14 protein-coding genes are annotated in these 20927 nt (G+C 70.7%); all 14 read left to right on the top strand.

What is annotated here, in order from left to right; translation table 11 throughout:
- Positions 1–996 precede the first annotated feature (996 nt).
- The 14 genes from OHA61_RS07510 to OHA61_RS07445 all read left to right on the top strand — a co-directional run bounded on the left by OHA61_RS07510 (position 997) and on the right by OHA61_RS07445 (position 20927).
- Positions 997–2475 carry a sugar transferase gene (locus OHA61_RS07510; RefSeq protein ID WP_406302350.1) on the top strand — a complete coding sequence of 493 codons (1479 nt, stop codon included), beginning with the start codon at positions 997–999 and terminating at the stop codon, positions 2473–2475.
- 73 nt (positions 2476–2548) lie between these two features.
- Positions 2549–3865 (top strand): nucleotide sugar dehydrogenase, encoded by a 1317-nt coding sequence (locus tag OHA61_RS07505; protein ID WP_324990865.1) that lies wholly within the window; start codon positions 2549–2551, stop codon positions 3863–3865.
- Positions 3822–5120 carry a glycosyltransferase family 4 protein gene (locus tag OHA61_RS07500; protein ID WP_406302349.1) on the top strand — a complete coding sequence of 433 codons (1299 nt, stop codon included), beginning with the start codon at positions 3822–3824 and terminating at the stop codon, positions 5118–5120. Before OHA61_RS07505 ends, OHA61_RS07500 begins: the two co-directional genes overlap by 44 nt.
- Positions 5117–6514 carry a Wzz/FepE/Etk N-terminal domain-containing protein gene (locus OHA61_RS07495; protein WP_406302348.1) on the top strand — a complete coding sequence of 466 codons (1398 nt, stop codon included), beginning with the start codon at positions 5117–5119 and terminating at the stop codon, positions 6512–6514. Before OHA61_RS07500 ends, OHA61_RS07495 begins: the two co-directional genes overlap by 4 nt.
- On the top strand, positions 6511–8031 hold the full coding sequence (locus tag OHA61_RS07490) for a Wzz/FepE/Etk N-terminal domain-containing protein (RefSeq protein ID WP_406302347.1): 1521 nt from the start codon (positions 6511–6513) through the stop codon (positions 8029–8031). The genes OHA61_RS07495 and OHA61_RS07490 overlap by 4 nt, the downstream gene beginning before the upstream one ends.
- 2 nt (positions 8032–8033) lie before the next feature.
- Entirely contained in the window at positions 8034–9962 is a 1929-nt protein-coding gene (gene asnB / locus OHA61_RS07485) for an asparagine synthase (glutamine-hydrolyzing) (RefSeq protein WP_406302346.1), read from the top strand.
- A gap of 25 nt (positions 9963–9987) precedes the next feature.
- Positions 9988–12198 (top strand): bi-domain-containing oxidoreductase, encoded by a 2211-nt coding sequence (locus tag OHA61_RS07480; protein ID WP_406302345.1) that lies wholly within the window; start codon positions 9988–9990, stop codon positions 12196–12198.
- Positions 12195–14171, top strand: coding sequence for an alginate lyase family protein (locus OHA61_RS07475; RefSeq protein ID WP_406302344.1), 1977 nt, complete (start codon positions 12195–12197; stop codon positions 14169–14171). Before OHA61_RS07480 ends, OHA61_RS07475 begins: the two co-directional genes overlap by 4 nt.
- A gap of 9 nt (positions 14172–14180) precedes the next feature.
- Positions 14181–15704, top strand: a complete 1524-nt coding sequence (locus tag OHA61_RS07470; RefSeq protein WP_406302343.1) for a right-handed parallel beta-helix repeat-containing protein — start codon at positions 14181–14183, stop codon at positions 15702–15704.
- A 1-nt stretch (position 15705) separates the two neighbouring features.
- A complete protein-coding gene (locus OHA61_RS07465) occupies positions 15706–17010 on the top strand; it encodes an O-antigen ligase domain-containing protein (protein WP_406302342.1) in 1305 nt (434 codons plus the stop codon).
- Between the two features lie 2 nt (positions 17011–17012).
- The gene (locus tag OHA61_RS07460; protein WP_406302341.1) at positions 17013–18254 is read left to right on the top strand and encodes a glycosyltransferase; all 1242 of its coding nucleotides are present in this window, start codon (positions 17013–17015) and stop codon (positions 18252–18254) included.
- Positions 18251–19486: a class I SAM-dependent methyltransferase gene (locus tag OHA61_RS07455; protein ID WP_406302340.1), complete on the top strand. Its 1236-nt coding sequence runs from the start codon at positions 18251–18253 to the stop codon at positions 19484–19486. Before OHA61_RS07460 ends, OHA61_RS07455 begins: the two co-directional genes overlap by 4 nt.
- The gene (locus tag OHA61_RS07450; RefSeq protein ID WP_406302339.1) at positions 19483–20283 is read left to right on the top strand and encodes a glucose-1-phosphate cytidylyltransferase; all 801 of its coding nucleotides are present in this window, start codon (positions 19483–19485) and stop codon (positions 20281–20283) included. The genes OHA61_RS07455 and OHA61_RS07450 overlap by 4 nt, the downstream gene beginning before the upstream one ends.
- On the top strand, positions 20280–20927 hold the full coding sequence (locus OHA61_RS07445; RefSeq protein ID WP_406302338.1) for a PIG-L deacetylase family protein: 648 nt from the start codon (positions 20280–20282) through the stop codon (positions 20925–20927). Before OHA61_RS07450 ends, OHA61_RS07445 begins: the two co-directional genes overlap by 4 nt.

The following is a 20927-nucleotide window of genomic DNA, read 5'->3' as shown; positions in this document are numbered from 1 at the left end:
GCCCGGCCCCGCGGTCCGTCACAGCGGAACGTTCTCACTCTGCTCGCCGATCCATGACTCGGCGAAGCGCGTCCATGTCGATGCCACTCCAGCGCCACGGGCAAGGCCCAGGCTGTGGGGGCCGTGGGGAAAGACGTGCTGGCTCCCTTGTCCCGCAGGCGCCGGATCTCGGTCTGAAGTGCCACGAGCGGCACTGGATGCCGCGCGTTGAGCGGATACCGGAAAACGCTCGCCTCCAAGCCCAGTCATTCGAGCCAGTCGACAACCGGCTGGGCCTCGTGCTCGGCGTGCACCTCGTAGCCGCCTCCTGGCAAGACGATCACATGCACAGACATCTCATCGACGGAGTAAGTCGGCGGCGATCCACGGGGCGGGCTGAAAGGGCTTGGGCGCGGCCCGTTGCCAGTGCCCGGACGCCTCGGGTTGCCGGTGCCGGCGGCCCAGAAAACTCCCATCACCACAGGTCACACGGCACGTCTTCATCGTCAAGGCACCCGTGGCCGGAACCGGTCGGTAAACCCAGTCTCAAAGCTTGCGCACAAATTGCACACATCCCCTCTACACGCTGGCCCCGATGGTCTAGATTGACCGTGCTTCAGCTGTTCGGTCACGAGGCGACCAGTAACGATCTATAGGTCCGGCGCTACAAACAGCCAGCAGGTGCGTCCCCGGCGCCAGACGTGGGGTGGTCAATTCTTTGAGCCCGAAAGGGCCTTGGGTGCGGGGAGCACCCGAGATTCGACGGGTTTCCGCGCACATCGAGACTCCAGCAGGGCATGCGAGTCCGCTGCCGCCCGGGTGGGGTGTTCACGTAGCGCTGCAATAGCCGGCGGTATGTCATTCGCGGGGGGCGGGGGCCTCCCGGAGGGAGGAACAGCGCGGCGCGGGAGGCGGTGCCTCCCGAGGGGAGGAACAGTGCGGGAGGCGGGGGCCTCCCGGGGGGGAGGAACCGTGTGGAGAGAACACGTCGAGCCCACTGGCGCCCTGGGGGGGTCTGTGCGGCAGGCGGAACCAGTCAGCCCGTTTCCATCGGCGCGCGGGCGTCTGGAGCAACGGGCAATCAGCCGGCCCGCGATCGACTGGGAACAGCGATACCGCCGTGCCGTGATCACCAGCGATACCGTGGTCACCGCCCTCGTGGTGGCGGCGATCGGCAGCTTCTTCGGGGTCCGGGACGCGGCCAACTGGCACGAGAAGTGGAGAATTCTCGCCTTCGGCACCGAGCTGCTAGTGCTGGGAGCGCTTGCGGTGAGCCGGTCGTGGGCTCCGGCCGTGCTCGGCCAGGGCGCCGAGGAATTCCGCCGGCTCGGACGCTCACTGTTCACGGCGGCCGTCGTACTGGCGCTCGGTGGGATCGCCCTCACCTCGCGCAACATCAAGCTCTGGATATTCGTCGCGCTCCCGGCGATCGCGCTGATCACCATGACCGAGCGGTATCTGCTGCGCCTCTGGCTGCACAAACAGCGGAATGAAGGACGATGCCTGCGCCCGGTGCTCGCTGCCGGCAGCCCGGCCACCGTGCGCGACCTGATCAACCGAACGCGCAAGTTCCCGCACCTCGGCTGGCGGGTGGAGGCGGTGTGCACGCCGGACAGTCTCGGGCTCGACGGTGACCAGCTGGACGGAGTGCCGGTCGTCGGACGACTGGCCGACGTCGCGGGCCATGTCCGCCGCGACGGCTACCGCGTCGTCGCGGTCACACCCGACCCGCACTGGTCACCGGACCGGCTGCAGCGGCTGGCCTGGAACCTCGAAGGCAGCGATGCCGAGATGGTCGTGGCTCCCGTGCTGATGGAGGTGGCCGGCCCGCGGCTGCACGTCGACGCGGTGCTCGGGATCCCGCTGCTGCGGGTCAGCATGCCGATCTTCAGCGGGGGCCGCCGGGCGGTCAAAGAGGTCGTCGACCGGATGGGCGCGGCGGTCCTGCTGATGCTGTTCGCGCCGCTGATGGTGCTCGTCGGGCTGCTCGTGCTGGTGGACAGCCGGGGTGGGGTGATCTACCGCCAGCGCAGGGTCGGCAAGGACGGCCGCGAGTTCACCATAGTCAAGTTCCGCACCATGGTCGCCGGGGCCGACAGGGCACGTTCCGAGCTGGCCGACAGCAACGAGGGCGCCGGCCTGCTGTTCAAGCTCCGCCGGGATCCGCGGGTGACCCGGGTGGGAGCGATGCTGCGCCGGTACTCGCTCGACGAGCTCCCGCAGCTTTTCAACGTCCTCAGCGGATCGATGTCGCTCGTCGGTCCGCGGCCTCCGCTGCCGGAGGAGTCCGCTGCGTACGGTCCGGACATCCGGCGGCGGCTGCTGGTCAAGCCCGGGCTCACCGGCCTGTGGCAGATAAGCGGGCGCAGCGACCTGCCGTGGGAGGAGGCGGTCCGCCTCGACCTGCGGTACGTGGAGGACTGGTCGCTCGCCCTGGACACGGTGATTTTGTGGAAGACGCTGCGTGCGGTGCTTCAGGGGCAGGGGGCCTACTGATGCACGGGGGTCGTCGTCTGTTCGGCGCACGGACCGCAGGCCAAAAGGGCCTGCCCAGGGGGAGGAACGGGTCATGAGGGTCAGCGTCTTGGGGCTGGGCTATGTGGGCTGCGTGTCGGCCGCGTGCCTGGCAAGCCTGGGTCACGAGGTCATCGGGGTGGACGTGAACCAGGTGAAGGTCGACCTGGTCAACGACGGCAAGGCCCCGGTGGTCGAGGAGCGGATCGGCGAGCTCATCGCCGAGATGGTGCGGACCGGAGCGCTGCGCGCCACCGTCGACGTCCGCGAGGCGATCATGGGCAGCGAGGTGTCGCTGGTCTGCGTCGGCACACCGTCGGAGCCCAACGGCAGCCTGTGCACCACGTACTTGGAACGGGTCACCGAGCAGATCGGTGCCGCGGTGGCCGAGCGGGGCGGGCGGCAGACCGTCGTGTTCCGCAGCACCATGCTCCCGGGCACCTGCCTGAACCTGCTGGTACCGATCCTGGAGAAGTACGTCGGCGGCACGGCCGGGGTGGACTTCGGGGTCGCGGTCAACCCGGAATTCCTGCGCGAGGGCACGAGCGTGCGGGACTTCTTCGACCCGCCCAAGACCGTCATCGGCGAACTCGACCCGGCAAGCGGCGATGTGGTGGCGACGCTGTACGAAGGATTGCCCGGCGAGGTGTTCCGGGTGCCGATCCCGACGGCCGAGGCGATCAAATACGCGGACAACGCGTTCCACGGCCTCAAGATCGGCTTCGCGAACGAACTGGGCGCGGTGTGCCAGGCGCTCGGGGTGGACTCGCACGAGGTGATGGACGTGTTCCTGGCCGACCGCAAGCTGAACATCAGCCCTGCCTACCTGCGGCCCGGCTTCGCCTTCGGTGGCTCCTGCCTGCCCAAGGACTTGCGCAGCCTGGTCCACGCGGCGCGACGGGCCGACGTCGCGGTGCCCATCCTCGCCCACGTTCTGCCCTCCAACTCCGAACATCTGCAGCGCGCGGTTGAGCTGGTCGAGCGCACCGGCAAACGCCGGGTGGGCCTGTTCGGGTTGTCCTTCAAACCCGGCACCGACGACCTCCGCGAAAGTCCGCTCGTCGAGCTGGCGGAGAGGCTCTTCGGCAAGGGTTACGACCTGCGGATCTACGACCCCAACGTGAACCTCTCCCGACTGCTCGGCGCGAACCGCGAGTACATCGAGACCCGGCTGCCGCACCTCGCGCAGCTCCTTGCCGAGTCCGTCGGCGAGGTGCTCGAGCATGCCGAGGTGTGCCTGGTCGGGACCAGGGACCCGGCCGTGCTGTCGGCGCTGCCCCATGGCGACGGCCCGGTGATTGTCGACCTCATCCACCTTCCCGACGCCGATGCGCGCCGGGCCGAACCTGGGTACGTGGGCCTTGCTTGGTGACGCAACCAGCGGCGACGGGCCCGCCCGTCGCGCGCTGATCCTGGTGGAGAACCTGTCGGTGCCGTTCGACCGGCGGGTGTGGCAGGAGTGCACGACGCTGCGCGACGCGGGCTGGGAGGTGCACGTCATCTGTCCGCGGGGGGAGAAGCGGGACACGGAGCCGGAGGCGGTGATCGACGGGGTGCGGATCCACCGCTACCCGTTGCGCGCGGCCACCGGAGGGCCGGCCGGCTACCTGCGGGAGTACGGATCGGCGTTGTGGCATACGGTCCGGCTGGCCCGCAAGGTCGGCCCGGTCGACGTGGTCCACGCCTGCAACCCTCCCGACCTGCTGTTCCTGCCGGCACTGTGGCTGAAGCGGCGCGGCGCGCGGTTCGTCTTCGACCAGCACGACCTGGTACCCGAGCTGTACCTCTCCCGGTTCGACCGCGGCGAGGATCTGCTCTACCGCGCCGTGTGCGCGCTGGAACGGCGGACCTACCGGGCCGCGGACGTCGTGCTCGCCACGAACGAGAGCTACCGGGACGTCGCGCTGCGCCGTGGCGGCCGGCGGCCGGAGGACGTCTTCGTGGTGCGCAGCGCGCCCGCGATCGACCGGTTCCAACCGGTGCCGCCGGAGCCGGAGTTGAAGCGCGGCAAGCCTCATCTGTTGTGCTACCTCGGCGTCATGGGCCCTCAGGACGGCGTCGACTACGCCTTGCGGGCCCTCGCGAAGCTGCGCGACGAGTTCGGGCGGACCGACTGGCATGCCGTGTTCGTCGGCGCCGGCGACGCCTTCGACGCGATGGTGGAGCTGTCCCGGCGGCTCGGTCTCTCCGCGCAGGTGCAGTTCACCGGGCGCATTCCGGACGCCGACCTGGTGCGCTACCTGTCCACCGCGGACGTGTGCCTTTCCCCCGACCCGCGCAATCCGCTCAACGACGTGTCGACCATGAACAAGGTCCTGGAGTACATGGCGATGGGGCGGCCGATCGTCTCGTTCGACCTCCGGGAGGCGCGCGTCTCCGCCGGTGACGCCGCCGTCTACGCGCCCGCCAACGACGAGGCCGAGTTCGCCGGGCTCATCGCGCTGCTGCTTGACGATCCGCAGAAGCGGACCCGGATGGGCAAGATCGGCCAGGAGCGGATCAGCGGGCCGCTCTCCTGGCGGAACTCGCAAGCGTCGCTGCTCGCCGCCTACGCCGCTGCCTGCCGTAACCACGCCCCGGCGTCGGCGGGCGACCCGGACCCGGTAGGGAGGAGGCCGCACCGTTGAGCGATGACACGATACGCCTGGTCACGATCGGCCGGATCATCCGTCGGCGCTGGCGGCTTCTCACCGTCCTCGCCGTGGTGGGTGCGCTCGTCGGCTACGGCACCTCTTTGCTGTTTCCGCCGCGATACACGACGTCGGCATCGGTACTGCTGCCGGGGGCGTGGGAGGAGCGCGAGCTGCTCACTCAGGCGGAGATCGCGACCAGTTCGGCGGTGGTCGACCGCGCGGCCGCCACGCTCGGCTGGACCGGGGTCAGCGGCAGCGAGCTGCGGGATCGGGTGAGCGCCAAGGCCGCCGACGGGAACATCATCAAGATCTCGGGTACGGCCGAGACCCCGGAGCGCGCACAGCAACTCTCCGACCAGATGGCCCAGCAGTTCGTCACATTCGCCGCGCGGATCGTGGGCGACAACACCGACCCCGAAGCGGCGGCGCGGCCCGAGGCACTGCGGCAGATGGTGCTGCAGACCAGCCGCCGCATCACCGAGCTGGCCGATGCGGCCGATCCGGGGCAGACCGTGGAGAGCGTGCAGACCCGCACCGAGCTCGCGAAGCTGCGCACCGCGCTGCAGGAGGCCATCAAGAAGCTGGACGAGGCCGACCCGGCTTCCAACAAGGCCAGCATGGTCGTCATGGGGCCGGCGGCCCGGCCGGCCGGCGAGGCACCGCCGACGAGGATCCAGCTCATCGTCGCCGGGGCGCTGCTGTTCTTCCTGCTCTCGGTCATCGGCCATCTCACCGCCGCACGGATGAGTCGCCGAGTGCGCACCGAACCGGAGATCGCCGCGGCGCTGGGCTCGGCGCTGCTGGGCACCGTCGACGTACCTGTGGAACGGCACGCGCACCGTCCGGAAGGCCGTGGCCCGTGGGCCCGTATCCGCCGGCTGCTCGGCGTCGACATCCGGTGGGACATACCGACCCCGCAGACGTCCGGCGACGAGGCCAGCAGACAGATCCGCTACCGGCGGGTGTGCGCCCGCCTCCAGGAGAAGCTGCCGGCCCCCCGGCGGCTGCTCGTTGTCGTCCCGGACGGCGACGAGATCGCCCGCCGGGCCGCCGGGCAGCTCGTCGCCGAGGCCGAAAGCGATCCTTCCCCCAGCTCTTCGAGCAGGGGATACCCCATGCTGCGGGTGGTGGGGGTCTCGGTGTCCCAGCCGATGGTGCCGGACCGCGACAACGAGTCCGGTGCCCTGGTCGTGCTCAGCGCGGGCAACTTGACCGCAATGGAGCTCGCCGGCATCGCCGAGGCGTGTGCGGACGCCAAGCACGAGGTCGTCGGCATCGTCCTCGCCGGCACGGTCCGGGCCCGTCCGACGCGGTCCGCCGGCCGTTCTCGGGATGCTGCAACGCCGGCGCTCGCGGTGGGCGACGGCGCAACGGGAGGTTCAAGGTGACGACGAGTACATCTTCGGAGTCGTCGGCCGCCGCTCCGCTGCTCGACCTGCAGGCGCTGGTGGCGGCGGTGCGCAGGCGGCGCCGCCTCTGGTGCTCCCTGGCGCTGCTGGGGCTGCTCGTCGGCGCGGCGACGGCGGTCCTGCTGCCACCGCCGCCGACCGCGGTGACCAAGGTGCTGGTCGCGCATCAGGAGGACCAGCCGAACGACCCCGGAACACTGATCCGCACCGACGTCGCGCTGCTGCAGACCACGCGGATCGCCGGTAAGGCCCTGCAGTCCCTCGACTCCGCTGAAAAACCAGAGGACTTCATGCGGGACTACGGGGGTATCGGCCTGACCAACAACCTGTTGCAGATCACTGTGACAGGTGACAGCGACGCGGAAGCGGTGGCCCGCGCCAAGGCACTGGCCGATGCGTTCGTCGCGGACCATGTGAGGCGGATTCGGGAAGCCACGAACGCTGAGTCCAAGGCCCTGCTCGACCAGCGTGACCGAATGCGGGACGATCTCGCCAAGGTCAACAAGGCGATCGGAAACGGCTCGTCGGAGGGTGGGCCGACGGCGTCGGCGGACCTGGAGTCGCTCTTCGCCCGCCGGGCCGAACTCACCTCGCGGATCACCGATTTCGGCCAGCGCGCCGCGGAAGCGCGCATCGGCACGCCCCAGCTCATCGCCGGCACACAGATCGTGGACGCCCCGCGCGCGGTGCGGTACTCCCTGCCCAGGACCGCTGCCACCAACGCCGCGATCGGGCTCGTCCTCGGGCTCGTCCTCGGGCTCGCGGTGGCCGCGGTCGGCGCGGTGGTGGCGGACCGCCCCGTGCTGCGCCGGGAGATCGCGTCGAACCTCGGCGCCTCGGTCATCTCTGAGCTGCCCCGCCGGTCGGTCGGGCTGTGGCAGCGCCGGCGGATCCGGGCGGCACGGACAAGGCTCACCACGTCCCTGGCCCGTACCGTGCGCGGCTCCGCGGAGCCGGTGTCGCTGCTGGAACTGGGCTGTGCGCGCAGCACGAGCGTGATCGCCCTGGACGTCGCCAGGGCACTGGCGGCGGAGGGGCCGGTCGTCATCGTCGATGGTCTGCCCGGCCCGCAGCTCGCCAAGCGCCGCCAGAAGCCAGGAGACCCGACCGTGGTCAGCGGCGAGCATGCCGCGGCCGTGTCGCATCAGGAGCGCCGGCTCGGCGTCGGCTCGGTGGCGCCCGGCACGGCCTGGACCGACCTCCAGTACCTCGGCACGCGGACCGTGCTTGTCGTGCGTGCCGGGCACGGCAGTGCCGCATGGCTGCACACCGTGGCTCGCCAGCTCGCGGACCAGCGCATACCGGTGATCGGTGTGGTGCTGATCGACCCCGATCCGCGTGACCGGACCGACGGCACGCTGTGGGACGGGCTGCACACCGCGCTGCGCGGCCAGAACGAGCTGTTGGCCCGACAGAACGGGACGGGCCCGCGGCGGACCGAGCGAACGCCGATGTGGGCGGCACGCGTCCCGGACAGCGACCAGGAGGCGCGCTAGACATGTGTGGCATCGCAGGCACTTACCGATGGCCGGACGGGAAGGTCGTGGCCGACCGGCTCACCGATACCCTCGCCCACCGCGGTCCGGACGGGGCGGGCCGGTACAGCCACCCCGTCGGTGACGGCGAAGTGCACCTCGGGCACCGCCGGCTGGCGATCATCGACCTGTCCGAGACCGGCGCCCAGCCAATGGTCTCGGGCGGCCTCGTGCTGACGTACAACGGCGAGCTGTACAACGCGCCCGAACTGCGTGCCGAACTGGCAGCCGCCGGGGTGCGCTTCCGCGGTACCTCCGACACCGAGGTGCTGCTGGAGGCCTGGCGGCGCTGGGGCACGGACTGCCTGCCCCGGCTGCGCGGCATGTTCGCGTTCGGGATCTTCGACGAGCGAACCGGTGAACTGGTGCTCGCCCGCGACCAGCTCGGCATCAAGCCGCTGTTCCTGCTCCGGCGCGGTGAGGGTCTGGTGTTCGCTTCCGAGCTCAAGGCGCTCGCCGCCGGGACCGGTGGGTCGCTGGAGGTGGACCATGCGGCGCTGGTTGCCTCGCTGCTGTACTACTGGGTGCCGGACTCGCGGTGTGCGTTCCGCGAAGCGGAGAAGCTGCCGCCGGGGAGCTGGCTGAGGTGCCGGCCCGACGGCCGGGTGGAGCGCGGCCAGTACTGGAATCTGAGGGACGTCGCCACCGAGGGCCGGGAGCGTGCCCGGGGCGGCGAGCAGCCGGACCTGGCCGCCATCGTCGAGGAGTCGACTCGTCGCCACCTGCTCTCCGACGTACCCGTGGCGACCTTCCTCTCCGGGGGGCTTGACTCCAGCTACCTGACCGCGTTGGCGGCCCGCCACCAGCCCGGGATATCCGCCTACACGATCGGGTTCCGCGCCGAGGACGCCAAGTTCGAGGCGATGCCGGACGACCTGCACTATGCCCGGCGGGTGGCCGAGCGGTTCGGCGTCGACCTGCACGAGATCGAGATCGCTCCGAACGTGCTCGACCTGCTGCCGCAGATGACGTACCACCTGGACGAGCCGATCGGCGACCCCGCCGCGATCAATACGTTCCTGATCTGCTCGGCCGCCCGGGAGGCCGGGGTCAAGGTGATGCTCTCGGGGATGGGTGCCGACGAGCTGTTCGCCGGTTACCGCAAGCACCTGGCCAATCTGATCGCGCTGCGCTACCAGCGCGTCCCGCGGCCCCTGCGGCGCGGCCTGTCCAGGGCCGTGGACCGGCTGCCGGTCGCCACGGCCCGCCGGGGGTACCGGTCGGTGCGCTTCGCGAAGCGGTTCCTCTCCTTCGCCGATCTGCCGGAGGAGACCGCGTTCCGGCGCAGCTACACCATGTACGACCAGGACGAGCTGCTCGCCCTGGTCAATCCGGACTTGGCCGGGACGGTCGAGGACGTGCTGACCGAGCATGCGGATGTCTACGAGGACAACGACCTCGACGACTTCGTCAACCGCATGTGCCTGGGCGACGCCCGGATGTTCCTGCCCGGCCTGAACCTCGCCTACACGGACCGCTCCAGCATGGCCGCCTCGACCGAGGTGCGGGTGCCGTACGTGGACGTCGAGGTGGTCAAGGCGGCGTTCGCCGTGCCCGGGGATCGCAAGATCGTCGGACGACAGGGCAAGGCCGTCCTCAAGGAGGCGGCCACCTCGATCCTGCCCCGGGAGATCGTGTACCGGCCCAAGGGCCTGTTCAGCGCCCCGCTGCGCGCCTGGATGAGCCGGGATCTGGCACCGCTGGTGCGCGAGGTGGTCAACGACGGCGTGCTCGTCAACTCCGGGCTCCTGCGCCGCGACGCGCTGGCGCGCATGGTCGCCGAGGACGCCGCCGGGCAGCGGGACTTCTCCAAGCATCTGTGGCATGTGCTGACGCTCGAGTACTGGTATCGCGACGCGACCTCTGGCTCCGGCCAGAGCGAAGCGGCTTGACGGCGTAGAAACAAGAGGAGCTCGGGTGAAACAGGTTGTTCAGAACTACAAGAGCGGCGAGCTGGCGGTGCTCGACGTGCCGGTGCCGGGGTGCAAGCCGGGCGGTGTGCTGGTCCGCACCGCCTACTCGCTGATATCCACCGGGACCGAGCTCATGAAGGTGTCCGAGGCCGGCATGTCGATGCTGGGCAAGGCCCGCTCCCGTCCGGACCAGGTGGCCAAGGTCATGCAGAGCGTGGCCACCAACGGCGTGCCCGCCACCTACCGCAAGGTCATGGGCAAGCTGGACTCCTACACGCCGCTGGGCTACTCGCTGTGCGGGGTGGTCGAGCAGGTCGGCACCGGGATCGACGATGTGAAGGTCGGCGACCTCGTGGCCTGTGCCGGCAATGAGCACGCGTTGCACGCCGAGCTGAACTGGGTGCCGAAGAACCTCTATGCCCGGGTGCCGGACGGCCTCGCGCCGCGGCACGCGGCCTTCGGCACCGTCGGGTCGATCGCGATGCAGGGCGTCCGCCAAGGCGAGCCGCAGCTCGGCGAGGTGGCGCTGGTCATCGGCCTCGGGCTGATCGGGCAGTTGGTGGTACAGCTCCTTACCGCCTCGGGAGTCCGCGTGGTCGGGGTCGACCCCGACCCGGCGCGCTGCGAACTCGCCGAGCGCCTGGGCGCCGCGGCCTGCGGCGATCCCGCGTCCGCCGCCGTGGAAGCCGCCGTCGCCGAACTCACCGACGGTCACGGCGTGGACCAGGTGTACCTGGCCGCCGGCGGTGGCAGCAACCAGCCCGTCGAGCTGGCCGCCCGGCTCTGCCGGGACCGCGGCCGGGTCGTCGACATCGGCAAGTGCCGCCTGGACCTGCCGTGGAACGCGTACTACGAGAAGGAGCTCGACGTCCGGTTCTCGCGCTCGTACGGCCCCGGGCGCTACGACCCGGAGTACGAGCTGGAGGGGCGCGACTACCCGATCGGCTACGTGCGCTGGACCGAGCGCCGCAACCTGGCCTGCTTCCTCGATCTCCTCGCCCGCGGCAGCGTCGACGTGGAGCCCCTGGTCTCCCACATCGCGGACTTCGACGACGCCGTCGAGACGTACCAGCGCCTGAAGGACGGCGAGTTGAAGGCCGTGGCCGTGCTGTTCCGGTACGCCGAGCATGCGGAAGAAGGGGAAACGGAGGCCCCGGAGGTGACCGTCCCCGCGGTGCGCCCCAGCGGCAGTGCGTCCACCCCGGCCCGGTCCGCCAAGTCGCCGGTGCGCCTCGCGTTCGTCGGCGCCGGGAACTACGCGACGTCGATGCTGCTGCCGCACCTGGCACGGCGTGACGGCGTCGAGTTGTCGACTGTCGTCACCACGACGGCGCTGTCCGCGGCCAACGCGCAGCGGAAGTTCGGATTCGCCGAGGCGACCACCGATCTCGACGCCGTGCTCGGCGACAAGTCCATCGACGCGGTGTTCGTGGTCACCCGGCACAGCTCGCACGCCGAACTGACCCGGAAGGCACTGCTGGCCGGCAAGGCGGTGTTCGTGGAGAAGCCGTTGGCGCTTGACGAGAACGAGCTGGCCGGCGTGCTCGCGGCGGTGGAGGAGTCCGGCAACGACCGGCTGCAGGTGGGCTTCAACCGCCGGTTCGCGCCGCTGCTGCAGGAGGCCAGGAAGCGGTTCGGCGCCCGGAGCGGTCCGGCGAGCCTCCGCTACCTGGTCAACGCGGGCCGGCTGCAGCACGGCAGCTGGTACCTCCAACAGGGCACCGAGGGCTCGCGCTTCGCCGGCGAGGGCGGACACTTCATCGACACGGCGAGCTGGCTGCTCGAGGCCGACCCGGTCTCGGTGTACGCGGTCGCCACGTCCCGCAACGAGGGCGGCAGTGACATTCAGATTGTGCTGCGATACCCGGACGGGTCCACCGCCACCATCAGCTATGTCACCACCGGCGCGGCCGGCTTCCCCAAGGAGACGCTGGACCTCGTCGCGGACGGCAAGGTGCTGCGGCTCGACGACTTCGTCCGTGCCTCGGTGTTTGCAGATGGGGGGGTCGGCCGCAAGCGGTGGGTCAGTTCGCGCCTCCCCAAGGCCCGGGACAAGGGCCAGTCCGCCGAACTGGCCGCGTTCATCAAGGCCGTGCGGACCGGCGGTCCGATGCCGGTGCCGCTGGAGTCGCTGGTCGCCACCACGGCGGCCACCCTCGCCGTGCAGGCCGGTCTGGCCGGCGGCGCGCCGGTGACGCTGGCGAGGGCGCGATGACCATGAGCGCGGGCTGGTACCTGCGCCGGTTGACCCGGATGGGACCGCGGGAGGTCGGCGGCCGGGTGGGCGACGCGGTGCGCAGGCGGCGGTGGCGGTCGGCGCCGCCGGACTGCCCGAGCGTGACCGGTGCCCGGTTCACCGCGGTACTGCCCGCCGGGACGACCGCCGCAGTGCCACCGGACGCCGCGAAGCATCTCATCGCCGAGGCGGACCGTCTGATGGCCGGGCACGCCGAGTATTTCGGGGTGGTCCGCGAGGATCTGGCCGACCCGGACTGGTGCTACGACCCGAAGACCGGACGCCGGGCTCCGTGGGGCTACGCCTTCGACGTGCCGTACCGGAACGAGGACGCGGTCGGGGACATCAAGCAGATCTGGGAGCCGTCCCGGCATCAGTACCTCACCGTGCTCGCAGCCGCCTACGCGATCACCGGGAACGAGCGGTACGCCGAGCGCGTGGCCGAGCACCTGCGGTCGTGGTGGACGGCCAACCCACCCCTGCGCGGCGTGCACTGGATCAGCGGCATCGAGCTGGGGATCCGGCTGCTGTCCTGGGTGTGGATCCGCCGGCTGCTCGACGGCTGGCCGGGCGCGGCCGGGCTGTTCGAGGACAACCCGGTGGCGAGGAACCAGATCTGGCATCACCAGCGCTGGCTGGCCGCCTTCCCCAGCCGGGGGTCATCGGCGAACAACCACGTCATCGCCGAGGCCGCCGGGCAGTTCGCCGCAGCCTGCGCGTTCGGGTGGTTCCCCTCCTCGGCGCGCTGGCGGGCCGGCGCGCTGCGGTCGCTGGAGCGGCACCTGCGAAGCAACACCTTCGACTCCGGCCTCAACCGCGAGTTGGCCACCGAGTATCACGGACTTGTACTGGAGCTCGGCCTGGCCGCGGTGGCCGAGGCTGATGCCGCCGGCGTGCCGGTTCCCGAGTCGATCCGGCTGGTGCTGCTGCGGATGACCGATGCGCTCGCGGCGATCGTGGACGGCCGGCTACGGCCGCCGCGCCAGGGGGACGCGGACGACGGGCACGGTCTGGTCGTGGACGGCGCGGGCACGGACCGCTGGGCCTCGCTGCTGGCTACCGGGGACGCCGTGTTCGGCCGGCTCGCCTGGTGGCCGGCGGTGGGTGCCACCGATGTGCGCACCCCGCTCCTTGCCGCGCTCATCCGGCCGTACGCGAAAAATGAAACCGCACCGGCCGTGACTCGCCCGGCAAGCCGACCGGCCCACTTCGCCGACGCGGGCATGACCATCCTGCGCGGTCCGGAGGAGATCTGGTGCCGCTGCGACGGTGGTCCGCACGGGTTCCTCTCCATCGCCGCGCATGCCCACGCGGACGCGCTGTCCGTGGAGGTCCGGCACGACGGGGTCGACGTACTCGCCGACCCGGGGACGTACTGCTACCACGGGCAGCCCGAGTGGCGGCAGTACTTCCGGTCGACCCTCGGCCACAACACCCTGCAATTGGACGGCGGTGACCAGTCCGTCTCCGGCGGCCCGTTCCTGTGGACCCGTCAGGCCCGCAGTCGCGTCCTGGCGGCGGACACATCCGGCGCCTCCGACGGGGGGACGGCCCGCTGGTGCGCCGAGCACAACGGCTACCGGAGCTCCGTGCACCGCCGCCGGGTGGAACTGACGGCCGCGAGCCAGGAGTTGAGGGTGGTCGACGAGCTGCGCGGCCCGCGCCGGGCCGTGCGCCTGGCGTTCCACCTCGGCCCGGCGATCGCCGCGGACCTGGTGGGGAACCGGGCGGCGCTCACCTGGACCCGGGACGGCGAGGACCGCTCCGCGGTACTCGACCTGCCCGGGCAGCTGTCCTGGCGGGCGCATCGCGGCGAGAGTGACCCGCCGCTGGGCTGGTACTCCGCCGGCTTCGGGCGCAAGGAACCCGCCACCACGCTGGTCGGCACGGGCTTCGCCGACGGCGCTGTGCTGTTGGGGGAGCTCACCACCGTACTCAGGTTCCGCGGCTAGGGAGGACGCGTGGTGATCAAGTGGCGGAACTGGGCGTTGCCGGTGGCGGCGCCGGCCCTGCTGGCGACCGGCTGTGTGAGCACGCCGGGCGCCCCTGCGGAGCCGACCGTTGCGCCATCCACGTCCGTGGCCCGGTCAGTGGCCCGGGTGTGCGCCAAGCCGCCGGCCGGGCCGGCGATGGCTCCGGCGGGCGCGGTGGCGGTCGACCCCGCGGTGGTCGGTGACCTGGCTGTGAAGACCAAGAACAGCCCCCCGAACACCACGTTCTGGCTTCGGCCGGGGACGCACAGGCTCGATTCGGACCGTTACTCCCAGGTCGTCCCCAAGCAGGGGAACCGCTACCTCGGCGCGCCGGGCGCGGTGCTCGACGGCCGGAAGACCAACCAGTACGCGTTCGGCGGTACCGCCCGCAACGTCACCATCCAATACCTGACCGTGCAGCGTTTCGTCGCGCCGCTGGACGAGGGCGTGGTCAACCACGACTCGGCCGACGGCTGGGTGATCGAGCACGCGACCCTCCAGTACAACTCCGGCGCCGGGCTGATGGCCGGTGCCCACCAGCGGGTCCGCGCCAGCTGCCTGCGCGGCAACGGTCAGTACGGCATGAACGCGTACAAGGCCGGCAGCCCCATCAGCGACCTGGTGGTCGAGGGCAACGAGATCGTGGCCAACAACAAGGACGACTGGGAGCGGCGGCGGAAGGGCTGCGGCTGCACGGGAGGCATCAAGTTCTGGGCCGTCAACGGCGCCGACGTACGCGGCAACTGGGTGCACGACAACCGCGGAGCCGGGTTGTGGGCGGACACCAACAACAACGACTTCCGCATCGAGGACAACGTGCTCGAGGCCAACGACGGTGCCGCGCTGATCTACGAGACCAGCTACAACGCGGTCATCCGGAAGAACACGATCCGGCGGAACAACTGGGTCGAGGGCCGCAAGTACGCCGACCTCGGCGACAACTTCCCGTTCGCGACCGTCTACTTGTCCGAGTCCGGCGGCGAACCACGGATCCGGGCCCGTACGGACAAGATCGAGATCTACCGGAACGTGCTGGAGAACAACTGGTCCGGGATCACCCTGTGGGAGAACGCCGACCGGTTCTGCAACAGCCCGGCCAACACCTCGTCGGGTGAATGCACGCTGCTGGTGCGGGACAGCGGCCGCTGCGCGCAGCCGGCGATCGCCACCGCACCGCTCTACGCCGACTGCCGGTGGAAGACCCAGCGGGTGGACATCCACCACAACCGCTTCGTGCTGGACACGTCCGTCGTCGGGTGCACGGCGAAGTGCGACCGCATGGCGGTGCTGGCCAACTACGGCACCTATCCGGACTGGACGCCGTACCCGGGCGAACGGGTGGCTGAGGCGATCACCCACAAGCAGCACAACCGCTGGCACGACAACGTCTACCTCGGACCATGGAAGTTCGTCGCCCACGACCCGAGCCGGGTGCTCGACTTCGGGCAGTGGCAGGGCACGCCCTACCAGCAGGACACAGCCAGCACCCTCGACCCACGGGCCGGTGGTTGAGATGGGCGGGAACCTGAGGCGCGGCGTGCTGCCGGGCGGACCGGCTACGGCGGACAAGCAGCCCGGCGCCGAGCCGCGCCCCGCCGGCGCACCGAGGATCGTCGGGATCGTCTGGGGGTTGCTGGTCCTCAACACGCTCGGCTCCGCCGGGGCGAAGACCATCATCCCGCTGCCCCGCTCCCTCATCCAGATGGTCACCATGGGCGCGCTGGTCGCCGCGTTCGCGCTGGCGCTCGCGGTCAATCTCCAGCTGCGTATCCGAGCCAGCGCCTTCGTGTTCCTGCTCACCCTGCTGCTGGTGCCGAGCGTGATCTCCAGCGCAAACCTGGAGTCCGGGTTCGGCGCACTGTTCCGCTGCGCCCGGCTGGCTCTCTTCGTCGGCACGCTGTGGCTGCTCAGCCGCTGGTGGGACGGCAGCCCGACGTTCGTCCGGCACCACATCCGGATGTACTTCGCGGTGCTCGGGTCGGTGGCCGCCGGCCTGGTCATCTCACCCGGCGCCGCCATGCCCGAGCTCTACGGCGGGCGGCTGGTCGGCGCGTTGTGGCCGCTCACCCCGCCGCAGATCGGACAGTACGCCGCGGTGATCATCGGGCTCACCGTGCTGCTCGTTCTGAGCCGCCGGACCGACGGGCGCAGCGCGGCGGTGGTCATCGTGCCGGCACTTGTCCTGCTCGCGCTGACCCATACCCGCACGGCCACGCTCGGCCTGCTCATCGGGCTGGTGCTGGCGATCGGCTCGCTCGTCCTGACCAGCGCCGCCGCCCGCCGGTTCTTCGCCTGGGCGGTGCTGTGCGCCACGGTGGCCGCGGTGGCGTTCAGCTCCGCGCTGCAGGCGTGGTTCCTGCGCGGACAGAGCAAAGAGAACCTCTCCAGCCTCACGGGTCGGGCCAAGGTCTGGGACGCTCTGCTGGCAGCCCCCCGGACGACCTCGGAGCAGTTGTTCGGCATGGGCCTGGGCGACAAGTCGTTCGGCGGGCTGCCGATCGACAACAGCTGGCTGGCCGTTTACAACGAGCAGGGTCTGACCGGCACCGCCATCGTGGCGGCGATCATCATCGTGCTGGGCGGCGTCGCGCTGCTGCGGCCACCGTCGCTGCCGAGGGCCTGCGCGATCTTCCTGATCAGTTACTGCGCGATCGCGTCGTACACCGAGGCCGGGCTGGGCGACGCCTCGCCGTATCTGCTGCATCTGACCGTGGCTGCCTCGCTGCTGGCGGCACCTGCCGCGGCAACTCCCCTCGCGACGCCCGAAGTCACCCAACGACGCATACCGCGATGGGCCCAGAGATCGGAGGTGACCTGAGCATGCACATCCTCGTGGTGCACAACCGCTACGCCTCGGCGCAGCCGAGCGGGGAGAACAAGGTCGTCGACCAGGAGGTGGGGCTGCTGCGCGAGGCCGGCCACCGGGTCGAGGTGTTCGAGCGGCGCAGCGACGACATCGCCGCCCGGTCCCTGCCGGGCAAGGTCGCGGTGCCGCTGCTTGTGCCGTGGAACCCGGCGGTCCGCGCGGAGCTCGCCGCCCGGCTGCGCACCGAGCGGCCGGACGTGGTCCACGTCCACAACGTCTTCCCGCTCCTGTCGCCCGCGGTGCTGGCCGCCTGCGCCGACGCCGGCGTGCCCGCCGTCGCCACGCTGCACAACTACACCCAGATCTGCCCGCCCGGCACGCTGCAGCGGAACGGCCGGCCGTGCACCGAGTGCGTCGGGTCGGCGCCGCTGCCCGCCGTCCGGCACGGCTGCTACCGGAACTCCCGGCTGGCGACGGTGCCGCTCGCGGTCAGCCTGTCGGTCAACCGGCGGCGGTGGTGGTCCGGCGTGGAGCGGTTCTTCTGCATCTCCGCGGCGCAGCGCGATGTCCTGGTGCGGGCAGGCATGCCACCCGAGCGGCTGGCGGTGAAGCACAACTTCGTGCCCGACCCGGGCGCCCGCCGAGCGGGCGCCGGCGAGCATCTGCTCTATCTCGGCCGGCTCGCGGAGGCCAAGGGCGTGCGGCTGCTCATGGCCGCGTGGGACGAGATCGCGGCGAGCGGCGGTGTGGGTGTGCCGCTCGTGGTCGCCGGCGCGGGGCCGCTGGAGCGAGAGGTGACCGCCTGGGCGGCCGGCCGGGACGACGTGCGCTACGTCGGCCTGTACGACACGGAGGAGTGCCAGAACGCCATCGCGCGGTCGGTGGCCGTGGTGGCTCCCTCGACGTGGCTTGAGGCGTTCGGACTGGTGGTCGTGGAGGCGATGGCGGCCGGGGTGCCGACCGTCGCCGCCGGTCACGGTGCCTTCGTCGAACTCGTCGAGGACGGGGTGACCGGGCTGCTGCACCGGCCGGGCGAGTCCGCTTCGCTCGCGTCCTGCATACGCCGGATCGCGGGCGAGCCGGACCGCAACCGGGAGATGGGCCAGGCGGCCAGGCGCCGTTACGAGAAGGCATTCAGCCCGGTCGTCGGCCTGGAGCGCCTCGTGGAGGAGTACCGCACCGCAATCGCGGGTCGGTCAGCACTGGCTCGCGGCGGGGACACCCGCGCGAGCAGGGGGGATGGGGACAGCACATGACACGATGCCGACTTTGCGGCTCGGCGACGCTGGCGAGCGTCGTCGATCTGGGGGCGACCCCGCCGTGTGAGAGTTTTCTCGCCGCGGACCAACTGGACCAGCCGGAGCCGGCGTACCCGCTGCACCTGCGGGTCTGCACCGACTGCTGGCTGGCGCAGATCCCTCCGCTGATCAAGCCGGAGGAGACGTTCACGGAGTACGCGTACTTCTCCTCCTACTCGACCTCCTGGGTGGAGCACGCGCGCACGTTCGTCGCCGACGCCGTACAGCGGGTGGGGCTCGGCCCCGACGCCTTCGTGGTCGAGGTCGCCAGCAACGACGGGTACCTGCTGAGGCATGTGGTGGACCGCGGGATCCGCTGCCTCGGCATCGAGCCCTCGGTGAACGTCGGCGCCGCGGCGCGGGACGCGGGTGTGCCCACGGTCACACAGTTCCTGTCCCCGGAAACCGGCTCGGCCGTCCGTGCCGAGCACGGCCCGGCGGACCTGGTCGTGGCCAACAACGTGTACGCGCACATCCCCGACGTGGTCGGGTTCACCCGGGGGCTGCGCGCCCTGGTCGCCGACGACGGCTGGGTCTCCATCGAGGTGCAGCACCTGCTGACCCTGATCGAGGAGAACCAGTACGACACGATTTACCACGAGCACTTCCAGTACTACACGGTCGCGTCCGCGATCCGGGCGCTGGCGAGTGGCGGACTCGCGCTCGTGGACGTCGAGTTGCTGCCCACGCACGGCGGCTCCATCCGGCTGTGGGCCCGGCCGACCGAGGTGGCCGACGAGCCGACCGGGCGGGTGGCCGACGTGCTGGACCGGGAGAAATCCGCCGGGCTGCAGGAGCTGTCCGGGTACACCGAGTTCTCCGCTCGGGTGGCCAAGGTGCGCCGGGACCTCCTGCGGTTCCTCATCGAGGCGGCCGAGCGCGGCGAGACGGTCGTCGGCTACGGCGCCCCGGGCAAGGGCAACACCCTGCTCAACCACTGCGGCATCCGGCCCGACCTGCTCCCGTACACGGTCGACCGCAACCCTTACAAGCACGGCAGGTTCACCCCGGGCACCCGCATCCCGATCCTGTCGCCCGAGCAGATCAGCACCGACCGACCGGACTACGTCCTCGTCCTCCCGTGGAACCTGCGGGCCGAACTGGTCGAGCAGCTGTCGTTCGTGCACGACTGGGGCGGCCGCCTTGTCTTTCCCATCCCTGAACTGAGCATTGTCGAGGCCAAGTCATGAAGGTCGTTCTGTTCTGCGGCGGTTACGGGATGCGGATGCGCAACGGCGCCTCCGACGACGTGCCCAAGCCGATGGCGATGGTCGGCCCGCGACCGCTGATCTGGCATGTCATGCGCTACTACGCGCACTTCGGGCACACGGAGTTCATCCTGTGCCTCGGGTACGGGGCCCACCACATCAAGGACTTCTTCCTCAACTACGAGGAGACGACGTCCAACGACTTCGTGCTGCGGGGCGGGCGGACCGAGCTGCTGTCCACCGACATCGCCTCCTGGACGATCACGTTCGTGCAGACCGGCATCGAGTCGCCGATCGGGGAGCGGCTCCGCCGGGTACGGCACCACCTGGACGGCGACGAGATGTTCCTCGCCAATTACGCCGACGTGCTCACCGACGCCCCGCTGCCACAGATGATCGAGAACTTCGCCCGGCGCGACGCCGGTGCGTCGATGATGGTGGTGCCGCCGCAGTCCTCGTTCCACTGCGTGGACCTGGGCGAGGACGGCCTCGTGGGTGGCATCACCGCGGTGAGCGACATGCCGCTGTGGGAGAACGGCGGCTACTTCGTGCTCCGCCAGGAGGTCTTCGACCACATACCGGAGAACGGGGACCTGGTCGCCGACGGCTGCGCCCAACTGGCCAAGCAGGGACGGCTGGTGGCGCATCAGCACCGCGGCTTCTGGAAGCCGACCGACACCGTGAAGGAGCGGGCCGCGCTCGACGACGCCTACACCCGGGGCGACCGTCCGTGGGCCGTGTGGGAACACGACGGCGCGAGTGCCGGAGCGAGAGCGTGATCCGGCTCGGGGCCGGGCGCCTGGACCGGATCGTCGCGGTGGGGGCGCACTGCGACGACATCGCCATCGGCGCCGGCGGCACGCTGCTGACGATGTGCCTCGCGCATCCGGGCACCCGCGTCGACGCGCTGGTGCTCTCCGGCGGTGGCAGCGAACGGGAGCGGGAGGAGCGGGCCGCGCTCGCCGCCTTCTGCCCGGGCGCCGACCTGCGGCTGACCGTGCACAAGCTGCCGGACGGCCGGCTGCCCGTGCATTGGGACGAGGCCAAGGCCGCGGTCGAGGAACTGCGCGGACAGACCGAGCCGGATCTCGTCCTTGCCCCGCGTTCCGACGACGCGCACCAGGATCACCGCGGCCTGGCGAAGCTGATACCCACCGCCTTCCGCGACCACATGGTCCTCGGCTACGAAATCGTCAAGTGGGACGGCGATCTCGGCCGACCGTCGGCGTACCAGCCGCTGTCGCCCGAGATCGCCGAACTGAAGGTGCGGCTGCTGCAGGAGCACTACCCCTCGCAGCGGCACCGGCCCTGGTACGACCGGGAGGCCTTCCTCGGCCTTGCACGAATCCGCGGGATCGAATGCCACGCGCGCTACGCCGAGGCGTTCGCCGTCACCAAACTCACTCTCAATCTGGGGGACTGA

Origin of the sequence: Streptomyces sp. NBC_00885 (genome assembly GCF_045207475.1) — a bacterium.
In the GTDB taxonomy this organism is placed as follows: Bacteria; Actinomycetota; Actinomycetes; order Streptomycetales; family Streptomycetaceae; genus Streptomyces.
Note: the sequence above shows the minus strand (reverse complement) of the source record. Positions and strands in the feature narration are given on the sequence as shown.